The organism is Bernardetia sp. ABR2-2B, assembly GCF_037126435.1.
Classification (GTDB): domain Bacteria; phylum Bacteroidota; class Bacteroidia; order Cytophagales; family Bernardetiaceae; genus Bernardetia.
This window is the reverse complement of the sequence record NZ_CP147020.1, coordinates 175,560-197,899: the sequence shown is the minus strand read 5'-3', so window position 1 is coordinate 197,899 and position 22,340 is coordinate 175,560. Positions and strand designations below refer to the sequence as shown.

General features: G+C 30.8%; 18 protein-coding genes. 12 read left to right on the top strand and 6 right to left on the bottom strand.

Features of this window, described 5'->3' with window-relative positions:
• Positions 1-36: 36 nt before the first annotated feature.
• Positions 37-1,176 (bottom strand): SPFH domain-containing protein, encoded by a 1,140-nt coding sequence (locus WAF17_RS00830; RefSeq protein ID WP_338765046.1) that lies wholly within the window; start codon positions 1,174-1,176, stop codon positions 37-39.
• 954 nt (positions 1,177-2,130) lie between these two features.
• Between WAF17_RS00830 and WAF17_RS00825 the strand changes: the two genes are divergently transcribed.
• The 4 genes from WAF17_RS00825 to WAF17_RS00810 all read left to right on the top strand — a co-directional run bounded on the left by WAF17_RS00825 (position 2,131) and on the right by WAF17_RS00810 (position 4,419).
• Positions 2,131-2,385: an EsaB/YukD family protein gene (locus tag WAF17_RS00825; protein ID WP_014799628.1), complete on the top strand. Its 255-nt coding sequence runs from the start codon at positions 2,131-2,133 to the stop codon at positions 2,383-2,385.
• Between the two features lie 158 nt (positions 2,386-2,543).
• On the top strand, positions 2,544-3,158 hold the full coding sequence (locus WAF17_RS00820; RefSeq protein WP_338765036.1) for a hypothetical protein: 615 nt from the start codon (positions 2,544-2,546) through the stop codon (positions 3,156-3,158).
• A 61-nt stretch (positions 3,159-3,219) separates the two neighbouring features.
• Positions 3,220-3,786, top strand: coding sequence for a YfiT family bacillithiol transferase (locus WAF17_RS00815; protein ID WP_338765034.1), 567 nt, complete (start codon positions 3,220-3,222; stop codon positions 3,784-3,786).
• A 27-nt stretch (positions 3,787-3,813) separates the two neighbouring features.
• Positions 3,814-4,419, top strand: coding sequence for a hypothetical protein (locus tag WAF17_RS00810; RefSeq protein ID WP_338765032.1), 606 nt, complete (start codon positions 3,814-3,816; stop codon positions 4,417-4,419).
• A gap of 1,018 nt (positions 4,420-5,437) precedes the next feature.
• Here the strand turns inward: WAF17_RS00810 and WAF17_RS00805 are convergent.
• Together WAF17_RS00805 and WAF17_RS00800 are read right to left on the bottom strand one after the other, a co-directional pair.
• Positions 5,438-6,049: a hypothetical protein gene (locus tag WAF17_RS00805; protein WP_338765030.1), complete on the bottom strand. Its 612-nt coding sequence runs from the start codon at positions 6,047-6,049 to the stop codon at positions 5,438-5,440.
• Between the two features lie 64 nt (positions 6,050-6,113).
• Positions 6,114-7,076 carry an MlaD family protein gene (locus WAF17_RS00800; RefSeq protein WP_338765028.1) on the bottom strand — a complete coding sequence of 321 codons (963 nt, stop codon included), beginning with the start codon at positions 7,074-7,076 and terminating at the stop codon, positions 6,114-6,116.
• Positions 7,077-7,362: 286 nt separating this feature from the next.
• Between WAF17_RS00800 and tsaB the strand changes: the two genes are divergently transcribed.
• The 4 genes from tsaB to WAF17_RS00780 all read left to right on the top strand — a co-directional run bounded on the left by tsaB (position 7,363) and on the right by WAF17_RS00780 (position 14,223).
• Positions 7,363-8,106 (top strand): tRNA (adenosine(37)-N6)-threonylcarbamoyltransferase complex dimerization subunit type 1 TsaB, encoded by a 744-nt coding sequence (tsaB, locus tag WAF17_RS00795; protein WP_338765025.1) that lies wholly within the window; start codon positions 7,363-7,365, stop codon positions 8,104-8,106.
• Between the two features lie 23 nt (positions 8,107-8,129).
• On the top strand, positions 8,130-10,610 hold the full coding sequence (locus WAF17_RS00790; RefSeq protein WP_338765022.1) for a BamA/TamA family outer membrane protein: 2,481 nt from the start codon (positions 8,130-8,132) through the stop codon (positions 10,608-10,610).
• A gap of 277 nt (positions 10,611-10,887) precedes the next feature.
• Positions 10,888-13,560 (top strand): putative LPS assembly protein LptD, encoded by a 2,673-nt coding sequence (locus WAF17_RS00785; protein ID WP_338765019.1) that lies wholly within the window; start codon positions 10,888-10,890, stop codon positions 13,558-13,560.
• A gap of 204 nt (positions 13,561-13,764) precedes the next feature.
• Positions 13,765-14,223 carry a beta-carotene hydroxylase gene (locus WAF17_RS00780; protein WP_338765016.1) on the top strand — a complete coding sequence of 153 codons (459 nt, stop codon included), beginning with the start codon at positions 13,765-13,767 and terminating at the stop codon, positions 14,221-14,223.
• Positions 14,224-14,240: 17 nt separating this feature from the next.
• On the opposite strand, the gene WAF17_RS00775 is transcribed toward WAF17_RS00780, so the two are convergent.
• Positions 14,241-14,645, bottom strand: coding sequence for an STAS/SEC14 domain-containing protein (locus WAF17_RS00775; protein WP_338765013.1), 405 nt, complete (start codon positions 14,643-14,645; stop codon positions 14,241-14,243).
• Positions 14,646-15,286: 641 nt separating this feature from the next.
• Here WAF17_RS00775 and hemG point away from each other — a divergent pair.
• Positions 15,287-16,651: a protoporphyrinogen oxidase gene (gene hemG, locus WAF17_RS00770; protein WP_338765011.1), complete on the top strand. Its 1,365-nt coding sequence runs from the start codon at positions 15,287-15,289 to the stop codon at positions 16,649-16,651.
• Positions 16,652-16,667: 16 nt separating this feature from the next.
• On the opposite strand, the gene WAF17_RS00765 is transcribed toward hemG, so the two are convergent.
• Positions 16,668-18,794, bottom strand: coding sequence for a 7TM diverse intracellular signaling domain-containing protein (locus WAF17_RS00765; protein ID WP_338765006.1), 2,127 nt, complete (start codon positions 18,792-18,794; stop codon positions 16,668-16,670).
• A 240-nt stretch (positions 18,795-19,034) separates the two neighbouring features.
• Entirely contained in the window at positions 19,035-19,529 is a 495-nt protein-coding gene (locus WAF17_RS00760; protein ID WP_338765003.1) for a DUF427 domain-containing protein, read from the bottom strand.
• A gap of 213 nt (positions 19,530-19,742) precedes the next feature.
• On the opposite strand from WAF17_RS00760, the gene WAF17_RS00755 reads away from it, so the two are divergent.
• From WAF17_RS00755 to WAF17_RS00745, 3 genes are all read left to right on the top strand, one after another.
• Positions 19,743-20,426, top strand: coding sequence for a hypothetical protein (locus WAF17_RS00755; protein ID WP_338765001.1), 684 nt, complete (start codon positions 19,743-19,745; stop codon positions 20,424-20,426).
• Between the two features lie 211 nt (positions 20,427-20,637).
• Entirely contained in the window at positions 20,638-21,399 is a 762-nt protein-coding gene (locus WAF17_RS00750; protein ID WP_338764998.1) for a hypothetical protein, read from the top strand.
• Between the two features lie 50 nt (positions 21,400-21,449).
• Entirely contained in the window at positions 21,450-22,223 is a 774-nt protein-coding gene (locus WAF17_RS00745) for a hypothetical protein (protein WP_338764996.1), read from the top strand.
• The last annotated feature ends 117 nt before the right edge of the window (positions 22,224-22,340 follow it).

The following is a 22,340-nucleotide window of genomic DNA, read 5'->3' as shown; positions in this document are numbered from 1 at the left end:
ATTTTGGTTATAAATAATATATAATTTTCAGCAATTCTACATGGGTGGTGGTGGCAATGGTGGTGGAACACTTCCAAAAAGACCTTGTAGTTCTGCTACTTTTTCAGCTGCTGCCCACTCTGCCATTCCTGCTTTCCATACATAAGAAGTACGAGTAATTTTTCCACTTTGTATCATTTTTTGTATTTCTCCTAACGGAAAAGGTCCTGCTTGTTGTCCGTCTAAGTGTACATGAAAAGAAGCCATTGGAGGTGGCGTACTATTCTGCTGCTGTCCTTGGTTCTGATTTTGATTCTGCTGTTGGTTTTGCATTTGGTTAGACATTTGATTCGCCATTGCCATTCCCATTCCCATACTCATTCCGTCATTTCCTCCGTTCGGATTGTTTGCCGAGTCTTCCATAGCTTGTCCCATCTTAAACTGCGTATAATTATTGAGGTTTCCTTGCATTGAACGCCCCATAATTTCCATTTCATTTCTTTGGTCAAGCACTTTTTGCACGTGGTCTGGCAGAGACATATTTTCTACCAAAAAATCCGTAATATCGACACCATAACGGTCAAAATCCAACACTAGTTTTTTCTTAATCATAGCACCTAGCTCTTCATAATTAGCAGCCAAATCTAAGAACGGAATTTTACTTTCTCCTAATCCGTCTGTAAACTGCTTAACTACCAAACCTTTGAGCTTTGTCGTAATTTCTTCTGTCGTAAAGTGTCCGTCTGTTCCTACAATGTCAATAAGAAAACGACTTGGTTCAATCACCTTAAAATCAAAACTACCAAAAGCACGAATTTCGACTCCCATAGAGCCTAATTCTGGGTCTCTTACACGGATTGGGTTACGAGTTCCCCATTTATTATCTACAAATGGGCGCATATTTACAAAATAAACTTCTGCCTTAAACGGACTATTGAATCCATATTTCCAACTTTTTAGAGTTGTTAGGAGAGGCATATTTTGTGTTGTAAGCTCATACCTACCAGGAGGAAAAACGTCTGCTAATTGTCCTTCATTAATAAAAACAGCTTGTTGTCCTTCTCTAACAGTAAGTTGTGCTCCGTATTTTATTTCGTTTCCATCTCGCTTAAATCTATAAACGATTGTGTCTCGGCTATTGTCTATCCATTCGATGACATCGATAAACTGCCCACTAATTTTGTCCCAAAGTCCCATAAAAAAATGTTTTAGTTAGTAATGATAAATTTGTTTATTATAACGTACTCATAATTTACAAAAAAGAAATAAAAAATCCCATTTCTGAAAGTTTTTTTCAAAAAAGGGATTTTTAGACTAGCATTTTTGTGGTTATTAATGTTGCAGTAATAAGAAAGGATATTTTTTACTTGAAAATCTTTTTCAAAATACCACGTATAATAACACCGATAATAATTTTTTTCCAGTCAATACGCTTTAAGATAAGCCAGATTAGATTCAACATAATTAGAATGATTTATGAGTATGAATAAATTTATTTTTAAGGTAATTATGAGTTAAACTAAAAACAATAGATAATGGTTTTTAGTAAAAAGCTATAATTAAATATACGATTTATTCTTAGAAACGAAAAATCAAGCCAAAAGTTATAATAAAAAATGTTAGATAAATAGGCTGTTCTAAAAGTCAAATCACTGACTACAAATGATTTGCTATGCAAGATTGACCTATATCCATATAAGTAATTGAGTAAAATTATTTATAAGTTATTATTGAGAGTTTCTCTAGAATAGCACTTTCCATCGTTTTGCGACTCTTTTTCCCACAATTAAAATTAGCTTCGCTGAGGGTTAAAGCCGTTGTGGGTTTTATTACATTTAATTCTACCTAATTACTTATATATTCTCATATATCTAGGTCATAATTGTTCTTTAGCTAAACAAAATTCTAAAAACTTACGTTTGAAAATAGATTTTGAAACTCTAAATCTGTAAATTTGTCTCTCTAGTAAAAGTTACTTTACTTTTACGAAGCTCAAATGCTAAAAATATTTTTATAAACTATTTTTGCATAATTGATAGCAATTCATTTTCTTAGTAACTTATGTAAAATAAGGAAAATAAGTCTAAAGATTTAAGGTTTAATTAGACAAATTCATTCAAAAAATTCATTCAAAAATATATAATTCTAAACATGGCAGACGTAAACGTAAACTTTGTACATCCAACTGATGGACGCATGATTAGCGCAACTTTAGACGACACAATGAGTGTACAAGAAATTATAGGTGAACTTATAACACATGATTTTATCAAAAATAGTCAGCAAGGATATAACCTTGCCATAAAAGGAGGAAATCGTATGCTTAATCACCAAACATTAGGACAAGCAGGTATCACTCACGGAACTACTTTTAGGGTGATTCCAGCAACTGATGCAGGAAAATAAATTTAGAAGCATGATTTTAAAAGTTAGAATTAAAATCAACAAAAAGTATTTTTTAGTGTCAATCTTATAAAAATAAACTATTAACCATTAAGTCATACAATTATTGGAGTTTAACTAGTAACTGCATGACTGATAACTGATAACTGATAACTGATAAAATGGCAACTCCTCAAGAAATACGAAATCGTCGATTGGCGAATGATTATAAAGAAATGGAAAATATTAGTGGTTCATTGCTTTCCTTTGAGCCACTTGTGGGTAATGCTCCTTACGTAGAAGAGTACGAAGTAACGATTTTTGTTAGAAGCATTACAGATACACAACCTACTTATCGTAATCAACACAAACTCAAAATTACACTTCCAGAAGCCTATCCACAAGCTCCACCACAATTAGAACTACTTGATGAGCCATTTATTTATCACCCAAATTGGTTTAAAAATGGGCGTTGGTGTTACGGAACTTGGGAAATGTCGGAAGGATTGGGAAGACACATGATTCGTATGATTCGTACATTACAATATGATATGGAAATTACGAACGAACATAGCCCTGCCAATGAAGAAGCTCGTAATTGGTATTTGCGTATGCGAAATAGTGGTATTTTTCCTTGTGATAAACAAGAAATGCCTGACCCAACTAAAGAACGTGCTGCTAAGAAAAGTTCAGGATTCAAAATTACAGGTTTTGGAACAGATACTACCACCACAGAAACAGCACAACAAAATCAACCCACACAAGAAGACAAAAGAGGTGGATTCAGAATTCATTAAATCATATCTAGCGCAGACCTTAGTCTGCGTTTTGTTTTTATATATTATCCTAGCTTGAAAAATGGAAACAAATCAGCTTAATAAAATAGAACTAGACAAATTTAAATATCCAATTGGAAAGTTTGAAAAGCCAGTATTTGAGTTTCCAGAAGCTAAAGATTTGGTTTTGGAGTGGAAAAACGATATTTCTTATTTTCCTATGCGCCTAAAAGCTGTACTTCTAAACTTAACACAGGAAGAGTTAGACTGGAAATATCGCCCTCAAGGTTGGACAATAAAGCAAGTTATTCATCATTGTTCGGATAGTCATATCAATGCACTTATCCGTTTCAAACTTACTCTTACAGAAGAAGAACCAACTATAAAACCGTATGTAGAAAATAAATGGGCAGAACTACAAGACATGACTTTGCCTATTGAGGTTTCTATTTCTATTTTGGAAGGGATTCATAAAAAGCTACATATAATCATTGAATCTTTATCTGAATCAGATTTGGAAAGGCAATTTTTCCATCCAGAACATCAAGTTTATTTTACTCTTTTTGACCTTATAGCAAATTATGCTTGGCATTCAAATCATCATTTGGCACATGTCAAACAAGCCATTGAAGCAAAAGGAAAGTATTGATTTAAAATTAGAAAATACTACATTTAAATGTTCAAAATCATAAAAAAAACGCCTCCTTATTTTCCCAAAAAAGCTAAAACTACGCCTTTTTGGGAATCTTTTTTTGAAGAGAATTTAAAAAAATTTTTTAAAGAAAAACCTATTTTAGATTCTATTTTTATCCATAAAGAAGCCTTTAATGTTATAAAAAGCCATATTGGATTTGGAAAAGACACTCAAGATAATCAAGTAGAACAAGGAGGATTACTGTTTGGAGAAGTAATAGAATATAAAAATAATGAAGATGAAAGCACAAAACCTAAGTTTATAGGAATTGTTAATTATGCCCTTGCTGCCAAAACAGCTGAAGGTTCGATGAGACACCTTCATTTTAATCACACTACTTGGCATTCTCTTTTAGAGGAACAAGAAAAAATAGAAGAAGCAGAATCTAAAAAACAACTTATCGGTTGGTATCACACCCACCCAAAACATTTAGAAGTTTATTTTTCTCACATTGACAAAGAAAATCACCTTACTTTTTTTGATAAGGAGTGGCATTTTGGCTTGGTTCTTAATCCTCAACGAAAAGAAATAAAATGCTTTTTGGGAAACGATTTTGAAGAAGTGATTTGTATTCTTGAAGATATATAGTCAAATACGAACTTTAGAATTAACTATGAAATTAGATAAATAACGTGAACTCGGTATTAGAATTTATGTAAATACCAGTCTATACTTCTTTATTTGCTGATTTGCGAACTATCTTGTCAGTACACCTTCAAGGTGTCAGACAATTTAGTCCAACATAGCTGTCTGACACTCTGAAGTGTCTGACAGGGACATAAAAGCAGAAATATAATACCAATTACGTTAAATAGATAAGTCTAACAGCGAGAAGTTTTATAGAAAATTAAGAGCATAAAAAATCCTTATTTTCACTTTCAAGGAGTAAAAAATAAGGATAAGAAGTAATACACTCAAGATGTATGAGTTTTGGAAAATAGTTTTTGAAAAAACATTCTTCATTCAAACCCTTAGTGTCTTGGAGAAACTAAGAGTTTACAAACCTAAAAAAGTCCAATAATAGAACACTCTTCGTTTATAAGGTAACAAAAGATGTTTCTTTAAGCAAAAAAAACACATTAGTTTGTGCTTTTTCGTGTCTTTATCGTCTATTTTGATATAAGTATTACTTTTTTTATCGAAAACCTCAATTTATCTACTTATCATTCATCAAAAACCTTATTTTTTCCTGTATAGCATTTTTTTTAAGTGTTAAAAAAGTATTCTATTGAAATACAAATAGTTATATTTTGAAGTAAGGTTTTCTAAAAAAATGAATAGTAAAGAAATGTAAGTAAATAGCTATTACAAAACGTATAAATGGTATTTTAAAACAAGATTTTTTATTAGAATCTCAACACTCTTATTTAGAATGGATGAAAAAGATGGTAAAACAAAGTGTCCAAATATATAATCAAGAAAGACCATATTTTTCTTTACATTTGCAGACACCAGAACAAACTCATCAAGAAGAAAACATTCAAATAAGAAGCTATAAAAAAGAAAAATCAGACAGTTTAGAAACCGTCTGATTCATATAAAATTTATCTAAAAACCTGTAACGCTATTTCAGGACGAGACATTTTGAATTAGATATGTCTATAATCTATCTCACATCAAAGACACCACAAAAACTTTTGAATATGGGAAACTTAGTTAGTTCTAACTTTCCTCCAATTTCTAGTAGTTTCTTATATTCAACTTGGGAAAGTAGAGGTGTTGTCGTAATTTTTTCTTCCTCCAAAAAAAGTAAAACTAAAAATTTCACTAATACATAAGGTGCATTAAGGGCATCATTTTTCCAATTCTGACTTACTGATTTTTCTTCATGTAAATGCAGCCAAAGCAGTTCATTTTTTCGTAGAGAAGAATACATGGCTGTTTTGATAGCATCATAAAAACCATTTTCCCATCTCTCAAAATCTTTTGTAAGTTGCTTTAAAGCTGCTAAAAGTGGGTCGTTAGTGCGAAAAGCATCTTCTTGACGAGAAAGCATACGAGCTTTTTTGGTAAGACTAAGTTCTTCAAAAAGACTAATACTGCCGTTTGCAAGGGCAATAGCAATTGAGGGGGCTAAAAGAGTGAGTGCAAAAAAATCTTTTTCATCTAAAGGACGAATTTCTGTATAAACAGAAAAAAAATTACTACGCAGAGAATCCAAAGGTTCTCTAACAGATTGATTTTGTAGTAAAATGGAAAGTTCACTTTCGTTTAGCATGTATATTTCTAAACTCTAAGTACCTTCAAGATGCTTAGAGTTTTAATTTAATGTTATAGATATTTTATTTACCTTTTTTGTCTTCGTCTTTTTTGTCATCTTTATTTTGTTTTCTTCCAAAAACAGACAAGTGAACATAACGCTGTGGATGTTCCCTCAAGTCAATCAGTAACCTATCCAAATCTGAAACGGTATAGTTAAGTTGTTGATAAAGCGAATCGCTATGAATTAATTTTCCTAAAGAACCATCAGCATTATTTATAGCTTGTGTCGTTTTGTTCAATTCTGCTAAAAGCTCATTACTTTTCTTACTGATTTCTCCAATTTCTAGCTCATTGAGAGATTCTGCAAACGTATTGAGTTTTGCAATAATAGGTTTGAATTGTGCTTCTGTGTCTTTTAAAGAAGAAGTAAGAGCAGCCAAATTTGCTGTAATATTTTTGAGTTGCTCACGGTTATCAGACAAAATTCCATTAATACTAGCCGTCGTCATTTTGGTATTTTCTAATATCTCCCCAATACTTCCACTCATTGCCTCATACTGAACAAGCATATTTTTGAGTACCAAAGCTGTTGAATCTATATTTTTAGCTAAAGGAGCTGCTTTTTCAGCTATCATGTCTGTTAGACCTAACTCTAAACCACTCACTAAAGTATCTCCTGATTCAAGCAACTTTCCTTTTCCCAAAATAAGATTAATTTGTTTTCCTCCTAAAAGCCCACCGTCAGCAAGCATAGGTGTAGAACCTTCTGTAACTCCAATATCTTTTTTGACTTTCAGAGTAACCATGAGCTTATTTCCCTCTTCAGGCAATAATTCTATTTTATCTACACGCCCAACAGCATAACCATTGATAATGACTTGATTAGAAATCGTCAGACCGTCTATATCCTCATAAAAAGTATAGAAAGTATTGTCGCTACTAAAAAAATCACGCCCTTTTAAAAAATTAAAACCTAAATACAACAATGCGCCAGCCACTACTACGAGCAAACCAACTTTAAATTCTTTGGATATATTTTTCACAAAAAAAAATAAAAATTTTATGATATAATTAAAAAAATAGATTCTAACAGATTTTTAATCCTTGTTTCAAATCTTTCTACAAAACGTTTCTTTCCTAATTTTGTTTTATAGAGATAAAAAGTAGCCTAATTCTGACTACAAATTTAGAAGTTATATAACAGAATGAAAATTATAATGAAAATTATTTTGAGTAACCTTAGACATCTATTTTATCAATACGTTTTCTTAGCTCTTTTTTATACCTTTGTTTATTAATTTTTTATTACAAAAACTATTTTTTGAATCTATGATTTTAAGCATCGAAACTTCTATTCATATTTGTTCAGTTGCTCTGCACGACTTAGAAGGAAACTTACTCGCTTTGCACCAATTAAATGAACAAAGAAAACATGCCGAACGTCTCACTCTTTTAGTAGAAGCTGTTCTAAATACTACCCAAACTAAGTTTTCCGACTTGAAAGCAATTGCAGTAGGCTCGGGAGCAGGTTCTTATACAGGTCTGAGAATTGGCGTTTCGACGGCAAAAGGGCTCTGTACTGGCTTGAATATTCCACTTATCGGAATCCCTTCCTTACAAGCTTGGTCTCTTTCTATGGTTGATTTGGCAAAAGGTTTGAGCAATCAAACTCATAAAGAAAAAGGAAAAAATAAAACAAATTATCTACTTTGTCCTTTAATGGATGCTCGTCGTATGGAAGTTTTTACGGCTATTTTTGATGTTGAGATGAATTATATCTTAAATGATACAGCTTTAATAATTGATGAGAATAGTTTTGAAAAAGAACTTTCTAAAAACAAAATATTATTTTTTGGAGATAATGAAGAGAAATTACAGAAATGTAAGACTGTTATAAAAAACCCAAATGCTATTTTTATTTCAAACAAATTGCCTTCTGCTGCCGAAATAGGAAAACTAGCTATTGACAAATTTAATAATCAAGATTTTGAAGACTTAGCTTATTTTGAACCTAATTATGGTAAAGAGTTTTATACAACAGCAAAAAAATTACCCGTTACCAATTATCAGTAATCAGTTTATTATATTTATTAAAAGTGAAAAATTATTTATTCCTTTTCTTTGCTTTCTTATTTTTTATAGGTTTATTTTCTTGTGTCCCCACCAAAAACCTTGCGCCTAATGAAAAACTATTATACAATCAGAAAATAGAAGGAACAGAAAAAATAGATTCAGATGAATTAGCTGTTTATTATCGTCAGCAACCCAATAGACGCATTCTATATCTACCAATTACTCCTTATTTATATTTTTATTATTTAGGTAAAAGTAATTATACAACTCAAGATTCATTAGATTTCATTAGAGATAAAATAGAATTAGAATCAAAGTATGATAAGAAATTAGCTGAATATGAGAATGTATCTACCCAAAAGGAAATCAATAAAAGAAATAGAATTAGAAATAAATATGAAAAAAAACTCCTAAAAGCAAATGATAAAATAGAAAATGGAAACTGGTTTATGCGTTCGTTAGGAGAAGAACCTGCTATTTTTGACACAACCTTAATGCAACAAACAGCCGACCAAATGAAATTGGCATTGCGTCAGAAGGGATATTTTGAAAATACTGTAACGCCAAAACTTTCTTATCATAGAAATGATTCTCAAAAAGTAGTCGTTACCTATCAAATACATGAAGGAAGAGTACAAAAAATCCGAGATATAAACTATCAAATTCAAGATTCTACCATTCAAGAACTTATTTTTTCAGATAGTAGTAATCGCCTTTTCAATCAAAAAGATAAATATAATGAATCTAAACTCGCAGCAGAACGGGAACGAATTACCACACATTTGAGGAACAACGGTTACTTTGACTTTACAAAACAGTTCATATTTTTTGATGTTGATTCACTCATCAATAATGCTCCTTTTCAGTCTGATATTACGATTGCTATCGAAAATCCATTAGCTACTCTCAAAGAAAAAAACAGAAAACACAAGCGTTTTGTAGTCGATTCTGTAAAAATGATTATTGATGGAAATGTTTTTGGCAAAGTTCAGAGTACACCACAGCGTTCGGAATATGATAGCATAAAGTATGTAGAGTACAAGCAAAACTACTCAAAGAGAGTATTAAATAATAAAATACAGCTTCGTCCGAATGAATATTATAACCAAAAACACGAAGCTCAAACTCAACGTTCACTTACCCAATTAAATATGTTTCGTTTTGTCAATATGAGACATGATACGACAGGAGGTAAATTCATCACTACCATTTTTGCTAATTCTCATACAAAATATAACCTTTCTTTAGAGGGAGGAGTAGGAATAAATGTGAGTCAGATTATCCCTGGACCGTTTTTTAGTGTTTCCTTATTAAATAGAAATACATTTGGAGGAGGCGAACTCTTAGAGTTTAATGGAAGAGGAGCCATCGAATATCAAGCTGCCATTCAAGGATTAGATGTAAATGTAAATCAAACACTCAGGACACAACAATTTAACTTTAGTACAAATCTTACACTTCCTCAATTTGTCTTTCCTTTTTCTAAGAGAATACAACAGCGTTTTGGAAAATACAATGCTAGAACGCAGTTTCAAATAGGTTTTGCAAACACAGATAGACCTGAATACACACGTACGAACGCTGAATTTGCGATGCGCTATAATTGGAATAAAGTCCCTTACAAAACCTATCAGATTGATGCAATTGATGTTTTGCTTACCAATACAACACGAATAAATGATGTGTTTTTAGAAAATTTAGAAGACTTGGCTGCTAATGGTAATAATTTAATATTCAATTTTAGCCGTTCTCTTACTACTACTATTGGTGGAAGTTATATCTACAACAATAATTTGTTTGAGAGAAAAAAAGCTCATTATTTTAGGCAGTTTGCCGAATATGGAGGAACTTTTTTGAGTTTGAATAATAGAAATATTGTAGATTCTGTACAAATATTAAGTGATACACTTACTTTTTATCGTTTTTTTAGAACAGATACAGATTTCAGATATTACAAACCTGTTGGAAAAAAAAGTATCTTAGCATATCGTGCTAGGTTAGGAATAGCAAAACCATTTGGTAGAGAAAGCATACTACCTTATGAACGTTACTTTTTCGTAGGAGGAGGAAATAGCCTTAGAGCGTGGCGACCACGAAGATTAGGGCCTGGTTCGTACTCTCCACGCCTTGCAAATGGAGATTATGACACTCGCTTCGAACAACCTGGAGAACTATTATTAGAGCTTTCTTTTGAATGGCGAAGGGATTTGATGAAATATGTCGAAACGGCTGTTTTCTTTGATGCAGGAAATATTTGGATGATTTCGAATGACGAAGCAAGACCTAATTCAGAATTTGAATTTAATCGTTTTTGGAAAGAAATCGCTCTCAATACAGGTTTAGGCTTACGATTAGATTTTTCTTTCTTGATTATTCGTGCTGATGTCGGCATTCGATTATATGACCCTACTTTATCGCTTTCTGAGCGTTGGGTTGGTAATAAACTCTTTCGAAGTCCATTTCAAAATTCTGCTGTTAATATTGCTATTGGCTATCCTTTTTAGATAAAAAAACAAAAAGAAGAAACCTTAAAGAATTAAATACTATTAAATTGCCGTTAAAATAGAGTAAAAGCGTTGCATTTGCTACCTTTGCACCGTCTTTTTGATGTATTTTTACATGAGCTAAAAAGTAAAAAAGCTTATAGTTACAAAAAAATACTCTATTATCTTTCTGAATTAGAATTAAAAATTAAATGAAAAGATTTCAAAATATAATCTTCTTATTATAAATAAATTACATTTTTAACTTTTAATTCATAATTATCTTATTTATAGTTTTATGCGTTTTATAATTTTATTTATTTTTTCTTGTTTTCTTGTCTTATTTTCAAGCGTAACGGCTTATGGTCAGGATATAAAACCTCTTACTATTTCATTAGATAGCTTGAATAAACTCAATGAATTGAAACAACAAGCTGCTCTTGATTCTGTTGATTTAGAAGAAAGTGATACAGTAAACCGTCCTGTTGCAAGTGGAGATTTTACTGATATTGTAACTTATTCAGCAACTGATTCGATAAAATACGATTTCAAAACTCAAAAAATTATTCTTTATACAAAATCTGAAATTGACTATACCAACATCAATCTAAAATCTGATAATATTACTCTGGATTGGAACACAAACGAACTTACAGCTATCGGATTAAAAGATTCTTTGGGAGGACTAACCGAAACTCCTATTTTCAAACAAGGAGATGATGAATATAAAGCAAAAAAAATAAGATATAATTTTGTAAGTGAAAAAGCTATTGTAACTGATATTGTAAAAAAAGAAGGAGAAGGTTTTTTGCTTTTAGAAAAAGGAAAACGTGATGCAGAAGGAAACTTTAATGGAATTGAAGGTTCTTATACTACCTGTACAAATACTGCACACCCTCACTTTCGTATTCGCTCAAAGAAATTAAAAGTAATAGAAAACAAACAAATTATTACAGGTCCTTTCCAGTTAGAACTAATGGACATTCCAACTCCTGTTGGTTTTCCCTTTGGTCTTTTACCCATTCCAAAAACTCGGAGTTCAGGAATTATTATTCCTAGCTATGGAGAAACACAAGAACGTGGGTTTTTCTTACGAGATGGAGGTTATTATTGGGCTATCAGCGACCATATTGACCTTACCTTTTTAGGAGAAGCCTACTCAAAAGGTGTTTATGGTGCTTCTGTTCGTAGTCGTTATTCCAAACGATATTATTATACAGGAAATTTTGATTTCAGAATGAACACCGTTAGGGCGCAAGAAAGAGGAATTGATGAGAGTAGTAATAATGACTTTCGCCTGACTTGGTCACACAATCCAAAATCAAGAGGTTCTTCTTCTTTTTCTGCCAATGTGAACATTATGACTTCCCAATTTAATGAGCGAAATTCATTTAATCCAAATGATTATACACAAGCTTCAGTCAATTCTGGGATAAATTATAATAAAACCTTTACAGGAACACCCTTTGTCTTTTCTGGGAGTATTAGACACGACCAAAATTTACAAACCAAGATTACGAATGTCTCTCCACAGGCCAATCTTAGTATGAATCGTATTTTTCCACTTCGAAAAATGGTCAAAAACTCTCAATCTCCTTTAGCTCAACTTGGATTTTCTTACCGATTAGATGGACAAGCAAAACTTTCTAACTTACTTACAAATAGTATCACAGGAAGTTTTAAAGTTCCTTCTGACCAAAGACTTGCTTCCGATACAGTTGCCTTTGATGTAGATAATTTACCTACTATTTTGGATAACGTAAAATGGGGATTAAAACACTCAGTTCCTCTTTCTACTTCAGTTACTTTCTTGCGTTATTTCAAAATGAATCCTAGTGCAAATTTTAGTCAAGTAATTTATGGTAGTAGTAATTCATATGAATGGGTAGAAAAAGATACTGTCAGAACGACTGTCAATCAAGGACTTTCACAGTTCTATTCTTATAATGCTTCAGTAGATTTCACAACTACTTTTTATTCTACTTTTCTATTCAAAAGTCCAAAATTCAAGGCATTGCGACATACAATGATTCCGACTATTTCACTTAGTTACCAACCTGATTTTAGCGACCCTCGCTTTGGTTTTTATCAAGAAGTACAGATAAGTGAAGATGGAAGGACACAACGTATTCCACGTATGAGTGGTCTTTATGGCTCTCCTGCAGCTGGAGAATCAGGGACAATTTCTTTTTCACTTCGAAATACGTTAGAAGCAAAAGTGGAAACAAAAGAAGGAAAAGATGAAAAACGTAAGTTATTAGATAGTTTTGATTTTTCCTCTGCCTACAACCTAGCAGCAGATTCTTTCAACTTGGGTAATATTAATATCAATCTAAGAACTTCATTATTCAAAAATAAAATTGGTATCAATGTCAGAGGAGCTATTGACCCATACAGATATGAAGCCCTAACTAGAGATACGCTTACCAATTTAGTCTTGACGCAAAGAAAAATAAATACGTATGCTTGGCAAGAGGGTGCAAGTATCGGAACGCTAAGTACAGTGGCTATTTCCTTAAATACTTCCTTATCAGCAGATGGTTTTAAGAGTGATAATGAAGAAGAGGCAAGTAGTCAGGCTATTTCAGAAGCCGATTTGAATTTTATCAATCAAAATAGAAATTTGTATGTAGATTTTGATGTTCCTTGGACAGTAAGTGTAAGCTATAACTGGAATTATTCTCGGACAGGATTAATAGAAGGAAGCGCAAGTCAGAATTTGTCTCTTAATGGAGATGTAAATGTTACTCCAAAATGGAAGGTTGGTTATAATGCTAGTTATGATTTAGAATTAAATGAATTTTCAGATGCTACCTTTAATATCCATAGAGATTTACATTGTTGGGAACTTCGTGTAAGTTGGACACCAGTAGGTTTTCGTCGTGGCTATTCTCTTGATTTGCGTGTGAAATCTAGTTTATTACAAGATTTGAAGCTCAATCGTAGAAATAATTGGAGAGATAGAAGGTAAAACCAATTTAGAAGTCTGATTTTATAAATTAGAACTGTAAGTCAGCGAAGCTAATTGAATGCAATGAAAAATTATAAAATTTGAAATTAATGAAAACCTTATTTTTAAAATGAAAGTTATTGGTTTTTTGGTAATGAAAACGAAACTAAATTTATTCTTCTGTGTTCGTATTTTACTTCTAACCTCTAAATTCTAAATTTATCCATGTTATCTCTTTGGCAAATTATTATCATTAGTATTCTTACAGCTTTTTTTATGGAAGGTATTGCTTGGTTTACGCACAAGTATATTATGCACGGTTTTTTATGGTTCTTACACAAATCTCATCATAGTAATCACGACCATACTTTAGAAGTAAATGACGTTTTTGCAGTCATTTTTTCGGTTCAATCTATGGCAATGATTATTATAGGAATTGAATATCCAGAATGGAATATTTTATTAGCTGTAGGAATAGGAATTTCAATTTATGGAGTTATGTATGCTATCTTTCATGATGTTTTGACACATAACAGGATTCCATTTTTAAAAATCAAAATCAAAAACCCCTATTTGAAGCGTATTGTCAGAGCGCACGGCGTACATCATCGCTCTCATAAAAAAAATGATTCAGAGGCTTATGGTTTTTTGTATGCTCCCAAAAAATATGATAAGAATAGCTAAACAAATATAGTTTCAAACTACTTTCTAGTCAGAATCCATTTTTTAGCTTTTTCTATGTCCGTAAAATAATTCAATTCGTATGGGTAATTCATTTTATCAATTGCTTTAATCGCTGTTTTGATAGCAATTTTGTGCATAGAGCTTTGAGGAGGAATAATGGCTACCACTAGTTCTTGATTAAATTCTCTAAAGCATTTTGGCAAAAAAACAGATATTTGCCACATTCTAGCTTTCAGCGAGTTTGATTCAAATTCAGATAAATCATAAATCCAATATCTACAATTATATTTTTTGATTTCTTTTAGAATAGTAAAAAAATAATTTTTGTACTCTTCAAAATTCATATTTCCTTTCATTTTAAAAATAAAGAAGTCATTTTCTTCATTGTAATCAATCGTACTTAGATTGGGTAAGGGAAACATAGACATGGTTTTTATTGATTTTAAGGGAGATAGTTTTTATTATGATAAATAAGACTGCAAATTTAGGTACATTTTGAAGGTGAAAATAGATTTATATAATTAATGTAAATAACTACATAAAATAAATAGCTTTTTTTGTTCAAAAATGACAAATGATTGGCTAAATCAATTGTTTCATTGCATAAGTAACCATGCTCTTAGACGTATAATATTTTATGTAAAAATTAAAAAGCCAAATTATATTTTTATTTTTTAAACCAAAGCAATCTTTACTATAAATAGTTAAATCACATATCACTTAAATACAATTTTTACTTACAAGAGAGCTATTCGACTTAATTTTTATACTTGGTTATTTTGCTTCTTATTTCTTATTCTATCTATTCAAAAAACTCTTTTTTGTTTCTTATCAAATAACTCTTTATTTTCGTAAGTTAGAAGTTGTTTAAGAATATAGATTTTTCCTTAGAATTGGGTTTGCAAACCCAATTCTAAGGAAAAATAATCCTGCCATTGTTGGTGTTTTAGCGAAGTGACACCAACAAATACATGCACAAACCTATTCTTAAACAACTTCTTAGTTTTCTGTTACTTTAACTCTTCTATCCTAAATTATTTTTAATTTTTTTCTACTCTTATAAATGATAGCAATCATTGGCGCAGGTATTTCAGGACTTTCAATAGCTTGGCATTTACATCAAGAAAATATTCCTTATCAGATTTTTGAATCTAGTAGTGAAGTAGGGGGATACTTAAAAACTCTTCAAATGGGAAAAAACAAATCCTATTTGTTTGAAAGAGGCGCAAATTCATTACTTATGGATGATGAAATTTTTGAGTTTATCCAAAATGCAGATTTTGCCGACGAACTCATTTATGCCAATAAGATAAGTAAAAGTCGTTTTATTATTCGTGATGGAAAGCCAAAAAAACTACCTACTTCTCCACAAGGGTTATTATTTAGTTCTTTTTTTTCTATGAAAACAAAAGCTAAAATTATTAAAGAATTATACTATAAGAAAGAGGAGTTAGATGAAACAATAACAGTAGGAGAGTTTTTGGAAAATCATTTTGGTAAAGAAGTCGTAGATTATGCAGTAAGTCCTTTCGTAACAGGTATTTATGCAGCTGATGCTTATCAACTTTTACTTAAATATACATTTCCAAAATTGACTGAATATGCTCAAGATTATGGTTCAGTATTAAAAGGATTTATAAAAAATAAGTCTGGAAGCAGAAGACAATCTGTTTCTTTCAAAAATGGAATGCAATCTTTAGCCAAGCATATATCCAAAAACTTGAATGTTCAGTTTAATCATACCGTTATCTCAATCAAAAATAGCGACTTTATAGAACGAAAAAATAGACGTTGGATTTTGGAAATAGAAAGTGAGAAAAGAGGAAAAAAAGAAGTTGAAAATCTAGAGTTTGATAAGATTTTTTTAACAACTCCTCCCTCAACGACAGCTGATTTATTAGAACCTCATTTTGAAAAACTTGCTCTTACCGTCAAAGATATTCATTATCCAACTATGTGTTTGATTCATAGTGTTTTCAAAAAAGAGGATATAGATTTTGACTTGAATGGTTTTGGAGCTTTACACCCAAAAGCCGAAGAACTTTTTTCGGCAGGAACAATATGGAGCAGTAGTGTTTTTGAAGGACGTAGCCCAGAAGATGAAGTTTTATTTACTGGCTTTGTGGGTGGCAGACAATGGCAAGAACATGCAGAACTACCGAAGCAAGAAATTTTAAAACGTCATACAGACGAACTAAAAAAGATTTATGGAATAAAAAATGATCCTGTTGTTCAGCAGTTTACGAAGTGGGATAAATCTGTTCCCCAATATGATGAGCAGATGTTGAAAGTAGAAAAACAACTCAAAAGACTCAAAAAATCAGATATTTATATTTGTGCTAACTGGTTTGGTGGAGTTTCGGTAAGTGATTGTATAAAGAAGGGAAAAAATTTAGCTTTACAGCTTATTGCAGATTCTAAGTTTTAGTTTTTATTATGTCTTTTTAAATTTTGAAACCCATTACCAAAATATCATCAATTTGTGAAGCATTAGCTGCACTTTTCCATTTTTCTAATGTTGTTTCTAATATATTTCTTTGTTCATCAAATGGAAATTTGTGAATTGTTTGAAGTAGATTTTTTAGATTTTTACGCATAAATTTTTGATTACTTTCTCCTCCAAACTGATCTTGATAACCATCTGAATACATGTAATAAGAAGCTTGGTTATCAATTTCCACTACTTTGTCTTCAAAAGTTATTCCTTCTGTTTTGAGAGAACCACCAATACTAAACCTGCTACCTTTATATTCAGTTACTTTTCCATTCATTATACTTAGTAGCGAATTTTTAGCTCCCGAAAAATAAATTTTATTATCTGTTTTATTGATTATACAAAGCGAAATATCCATTCCATCACGGTTTCCTGTTTCTTTTTGATGTAATGTATCTACTACTTCTTGATGTAGTTTGATTAGGATTTGAGAAGGAGAAACGTAGTCATTTTCTACAATAACTTCACGCAGTAAATTAATTCCTATCATAGACATCAAAGACCCTGGAACGCCATGTCCTGTACAATCAGCAACAGCTACAAACGTGTAATTTGCTTTTTTTAGGAAAAAATAAAAGTCTCCACTCACTACATCTTTAGGTAAATAGAATGTGAAACAGTCTTCAAAATAACTACAAATCTCGTTTTGAGAAGGTAAAATAGCTTCTTGAATACGCTTTGCATAATTCAAACTGTCTTTAATTGCTGTGCTTTTTATCTCAATTTCTGTTTTTTGCTTTTCTACAACTTCTACTGTTGTCGATAATGCATTATTAATTTGTGCTAACTCTTCATTACTTTCATTGAGCTTTTGAGTTCTTTCTTTTACTTTTATTTCTAACTCTTCTTTTGATTGTTTTTCTAATGAAAGTGCTTTTTTGGTAGCAATATTTTTCTCCTTTCGAATTGTTCTGTACCTATCAGCTAATGCAATTGAAATCAAAACAACCTCTAAAGCCGAACCTATATTTGCGCCATGGTTAGTAAGAAAATTAATTGGTAGAGTACCACTATTTCGAAGTGTAATCATCAAACCACCAATAATATAAGCCCCCCAAGCCAAAACAAAAAAACGAGCAAACTTATTTCCTTTTACCCAACAATAAATCCCTGTACCTAACAAAGAGATAGATAATAATTTAGTAATTGCATTTATAGCACCTCCCCAAAGTAAATAATTAATTGGATAAGAAATAAAAGCAATAATAATAATAGTTACAAAAAGTCGGTACAACCAAACAAAACTCTCTTTGAGCTGCAAAAATTTTATAGTGAAGACTGAAGCCGTAATAACTGTAGCTACCATTGCAGCACGAGTAAAATAAAGATTTGCTTCTGCAAAATCAGGGTAAATATATTTGAATAAATAACCACTTACACCTGCAAAAGTCAGAAAAGTAAAAATGATTGTAAGTACATAATATAAATAATTATTATCTCTAATCATTAAGAAAATAACTAGGTTATAAAGCATCATGACTAAAAGAACTCCGAAGTAAATTCCGTGTCCGATGTGGCTGTCTTTACCTTCTTGATGTGCTTTTTCTTTTGTCAGCACTGAAATAGGTAACAAAACAGGATAGTTAGAACGAATACGCAAATAACAAACTATTTCTTCGTTGGAAGAAACTTGTAAAGGAAAAGTAAAGCCATTATTCTTTATATCTCCACGAGAATTATATGGAAAAAGCCAACCTGTTTGAGAATGACTTATTAGATTTCTATTTTTCTCTTGATAAAAACTAATACTATCTGTGAAAGGCATATCTAAAACAAACTGCCAATCTTCTTTTTTGCTTTCATTAGAAAAGCTCACTCTCAACCAAACAGGGACAGATAAATAGCCTAAATTAAGATGTTCTGATTTATTTTTTTGCCATTTAGCATCAAAATCAGTATTTCTTACTTCTTCGATTGTATATCCCTTATTTTCTGAATCTATAAAGTAAGATAACGAACTACCTAAACTAGAAATATCTTTGCCTTCTTCTAAAACAATTTTTTGAGGAAAAACAGAACTAAAAGCAATCGTACACAAAAAAAGTGTTGCTAAGATTCTGATAAAAAATGTAGTCATAAAAAAACTATGTTTCAAAATACTCAGATTTGTCTATAAATATTAAATTATATCTCGTAAAGATAAACAAGTTTTCTTAATAAAAGGAATTAGCATTTAACTTTTATTTTTAATCTTACTCAAGCAATATACATATACTCAAACTTCAAGAAGTTTAGAAACTTATAAAACATAGTTTTATGTAAAAAGAATCATTTACGTAATCCCTTACACACTTCTTGTAATGGAATAAAATTCTTATTACCAACCCCAACTGCCTTCTATTCCCTTAAAAGGACCTACAATATCTTTGGTAACCCATCCTCCATAGAAATTACCAGGTTGAGGTATTACAATTTCTTCATCAATAGTACATTTATCTACCTTATGAGCATAAAAAGCCAAATAATTTTTGATTGGTTCAAACCTTTCTTTAGGAGTATCATAATACCAAGCAGCATCTTTTACAAACTTCTCTCCTACTTTCAAGCTAAAGTAAGAGCCTTTTCCTTTCCATTCGCAATGAGTAGAACTATCTGAATCTACTAAAAACTGTTGCTCAACATCTTGAAGTGGAATATAATAAACAGGTGGATGACTTGTTTCTAGCACTCGGTAGGCTTTATTAGTCTGTACAACCTGCTTACCATTGAAATATATTTTAATAGTCTTATTAAAAAATTCTAAAGCGGGTGGACGAGGATAATCCCATACTGATTCTTGTCCTTTTTTTGGCTTAATAGGTTTTGGCTTCATTTTTTGAGTTTTTTTGATAATTTTATGCTTATAAAACAATAAGTTTAAGAAATAGGTTTGAGCAAGACAGTAGATTTATAGTAGGTTTTTATCTTTTTTAGTAAAAAATTCTTCTATACTTCTTACTATAAATTCTTTTTTGTACATTTAAAACTAACAAATAGGTTGTTGAGCTTTTAAATGTATCTGTTTTTCACACAAAAAAATATCTCTATGAAAAAATGTTTTTTATTCACTATTTTATTTATAATAGGAACTACTTCTTTTATTAAGGCACAAAATGTTACGGTTGTAAACCGTGATGGTACTAGTATTTCCTATAGACCAACTGAAACAGTTGGTAGCTTTAAATATAGTGATGTGAAGGGTAGCCCTTATACAAGCATGGAATTTCAAGAAGCTACTTGTTCGGACATAGATGAGCCAATACTTGTCCGTTATGATGCTTACAAACAAACTCTTCAGTTTAAAGATCAAGACAGTATCTTAAAAGCAATTAGCCCACAAAGTAGGTATCGTTTTGATTTAAAAGATAAAGATAACTCTTATATTGTGGTAAATTATCCAGATTATGGTTTGAGTTACGGATTGTTATTGTGGGAAAATAGTGATGGTATGCGTTTGATAAAAAAACAAGTCGTCAAGTATGATAAAGGTAGAGAGTCTGATGGAAGTTATAAAATGGCAATTCCAGCTTCTTTTGGGAATGTTATTGAAACTTTTTATATTCAAAAAAAGGAGAATGCCAAACTCATTGAAATACCTTCACAAAAAAAGAAAGCATTCAAGCTTTTAGGTAACGACTTTGAAAATAATGCAAAAGAAAGTAAGTTAAATGTAAAAAAGGAGGAAGAACTTATAAAGTTACTCAAACTAACATTTAATACTCCAAAGTAAGTTTAGTTTAATTGAAACTCTTCTTTATTTAAAAAATAGTTGTAGGAAAATATCATTTCTTACAACTATTTTCTGTTTGATTACTATTCAATTAGAGCTTGTTTAAAACTAGAAAAAAACCGTCAATGAGAAGAAAGTTATCTTAAACGACGGTTTTAGTCCTCGTTTACGAAAACCTCTTCCTAAACAACTTTTAGAGTGAATTTGATTCATGAAAAATAAAACTCAAAATATACATACACTAACACTAAGTAATCATTTTGATTTCCTAAATCAAGACCGTAAAGACCCAATCACAGGAGATGTGATAAAAGAAAATGATGAAATTGTGATTTGTGCTTCATGTAAGTCTGCTTTTTTGAAGGATAGTTGGGAGTATTTGGGAAATACGCATTGTGAGCAGAATAAAACATTAGAAATTGTTCCGAAGCAACATAAATTAGAACTCAAAATAGGGTTACTTACTTTTCTATCTCTAGTTCCCAAAGAAGATATTTTTACAAAATTTTTAGGTGTTTTAATTATCGAAATATTGGCTTTTAGTTTTGTTTATTTCAACTTTAGTTCTGATGATTCACTCGTTTTGCTTGTAATTGGTCTTATTGCTTTTCTTATTCCTGTCGCCATAGGAATTTTGGTTATGCCTACCACCAGTATCAATTTATACAGTTCTTATTTAAAAATAAAACGGATAGTAGGAGAAGTAAAAATAGAATATAGAGAAATAAAACACATAACAATCAACTGTAATCACTCAAAATCGACATCAAGTTATATTTATATAAAACAGACTAACGGAATAAGCACAAAAATACCATTAGAAAAAAAATATCTTCAATTTCACAAAAATGAAGAGTTATTAAATTTTACAAACTATTTATCTCGTTATACACAAGTCATTTTGAAGATAGATTCTCATTATAAGAATGCAATTAAAGGAAAAGATATTCCTGCAAAAATAGAATGGCTTTAAGTTTCAAATTATGAAAGAGAATATACATACTCTAATACTTCAACAAAAAAATGAAAAATACCTTAACCCTTACTGAAAATCAAACTCATTTCTTAGAAGAAAATCGTCAAGACCCAATCACAGGCGATAGTTTTTCTTTAGGCGATGAGATTGTTTTTTGTGCTTCTTGCAAATCTGCTTTTTTGAAAGAGAGTTGGGAATATATGGGTTCAAAACATTGTAATCAAAGAGAAATACTAAAAAGTTTCCCTAAATCTACTCTTCTAAACATTGCAAAACCTTCATTACATTCATTTAGAATACCAACTTTGAATGAGCGTCTAACGTCCTTTTTCGGTGATATATTTTTTACCATGTTGATTTTTCAATTTTCTATACTCTTTTTTGTTCAATTTGACAAAAAGCTAGGTTTAAATGGTTCTAGCGAAATTATTTGTTATGGATTAGTGTTTTTTTATCTAATTTTCAGAGATTCTGTATTGATACATAGAAGTTTAGGTAAAAGGTTAAATGGACTTTACTTTATGCGCCACAAAACAAAAAAACGTATTTCTTTTTTACTTGTTCTATTGAGAAATATTTTAGTATGGATAATTAATTTTATCATAATAATTCTTTTTTTTGTTCTTTACCTTCTACTTTTTGGAAAAGTTTTGACAGATTCGTTAAATATTTTAATTCTGCTTTTTATTATTGCGTATGTATCTCAACTTATTATAAGTAATAGGTTTATGATTGATAGATTATTGAATATAGAATTAGTCCAAGATGATAATAAAAAACTGTTTAAACCTTCCCAAATTTACCCTCATTTTTTAGACTAAAACTCTCAAGATTTAATTCATAGAAGATAAATGTAAAAAAAAAGAATATTCACTCAAAAAAAAAACAATATATAGAGAAACAGGTTAAAATTTAAAGTCATTTATTACGAATTGATA

Bases quoted from the DNA above. Each gene is read 5' to 3' on its own strand.
- WAF17_RS00780 (WP_338765016.1), top strand. From the start codon at position 13,765: ATGTTATCTCTTTGGCAAATTATTATCATTAGTATTCTTACAGCTTTT.
- WAF17_RS00805 (WP_338765030.1), bottom strand. From the start codon at position 6,049: ATGCTAAACGAAAGTGAACTTTCCATTTTACTACAAAATCAATCTGTT.
- WAF17_RS00775 (WP_338765013.1), bottom strand. From the start codon at position 14,645: ATGTTTCCCTTACCCAATCTAAGTACGATTGATTACAATGAAGAAAAT.
- WAF17_RS00760 (WP_338765003.1), bottom strand. From the start codon at position 19,529: ATGAAGCCAAAACCTATTAAGCCAAAAAAAGGACAAGAATCAGTATGG.
- WAF17_RS00765 (WP_338765006.1), bottom strand. From the start codon at position 18,794: ATGACTACATTTTTTATCAGAATCTTAGCAACACTTTTTTTGTGTACG.
- WAF17_RS00785 (WP_338765019.1), top strand. From the start codon at position 10,888: ATGCGTTTTATAATTTTATTTATTTTTTCTTGTTTTCTTGTCTTATTT.
- tsaB (WP_338765025.1), top strand. From the start codon at position 7,363: ATGATTTTAAGCATCGAAACTTCTATTCATATTTGTTCAGTTGCTCTG.
- WAF17_RS00755 (WP_338765001.1), top strand. From the start codon at position 19,743: ATGAAAAAATGTTTTTTATTCACTATTTTATTTATAATAGGAACTACT.
- WAF17_RS00820 (WP_338765036.1), top strand. From the start codon at position 2,544: ATGGCAACTCCTCAAGAAATACGAAATCGTCGATTGGCGAATGATTAT.
- WAF17_RS00830 (WP_338765046.1), bottom strand. From the start codon at position 1,176: ATGGGACTTTGGGACAAAATTAGTGGGCAGTTTATCGATGTCATCGAA.
- hemG (WP_338765011.1), top strand. From the start codon at position 15,287: ATGATAGCAATCATTGGCGCAGGTATTTCAGGACTTTCAATAGCTTGG.
- WAF17_RS00815 (WP_338765034.1), top strand. From the start codon at position 3,220: ATGGAAACAAATCAGCTTAATAAAATAGAACTAGACAAATTTAAATAT.
- WAF17_RS00745 (WP_338764996.1), top strand. From the start codon at position 21,450: ATGAAAAATACCTTAACCCTTACTGAAAATCAAACTCATTTCTTAGAA.
- WAF17_RS00750 (WP_338764998.1), top strand. From the start codon at position 20,638: ATGAAAAATAAAACTCAAAATATACATACACTAACACTAAGTAATCAT.
- WAF17_RS00810 (WP_338765032.1), top strand. From the start codon at position 3,814: ATGTTCAAAATCATAAAAAAAACGCCTCCTTATTTTCCCAAAAAAGCT.
- WAF17_RS00825 (WP_014799628.1), top strand. From the start codon at position 2,131: ATGGCAGACGTAAACGTAAACTTTGTACATCCAACTGATGGACGCATG.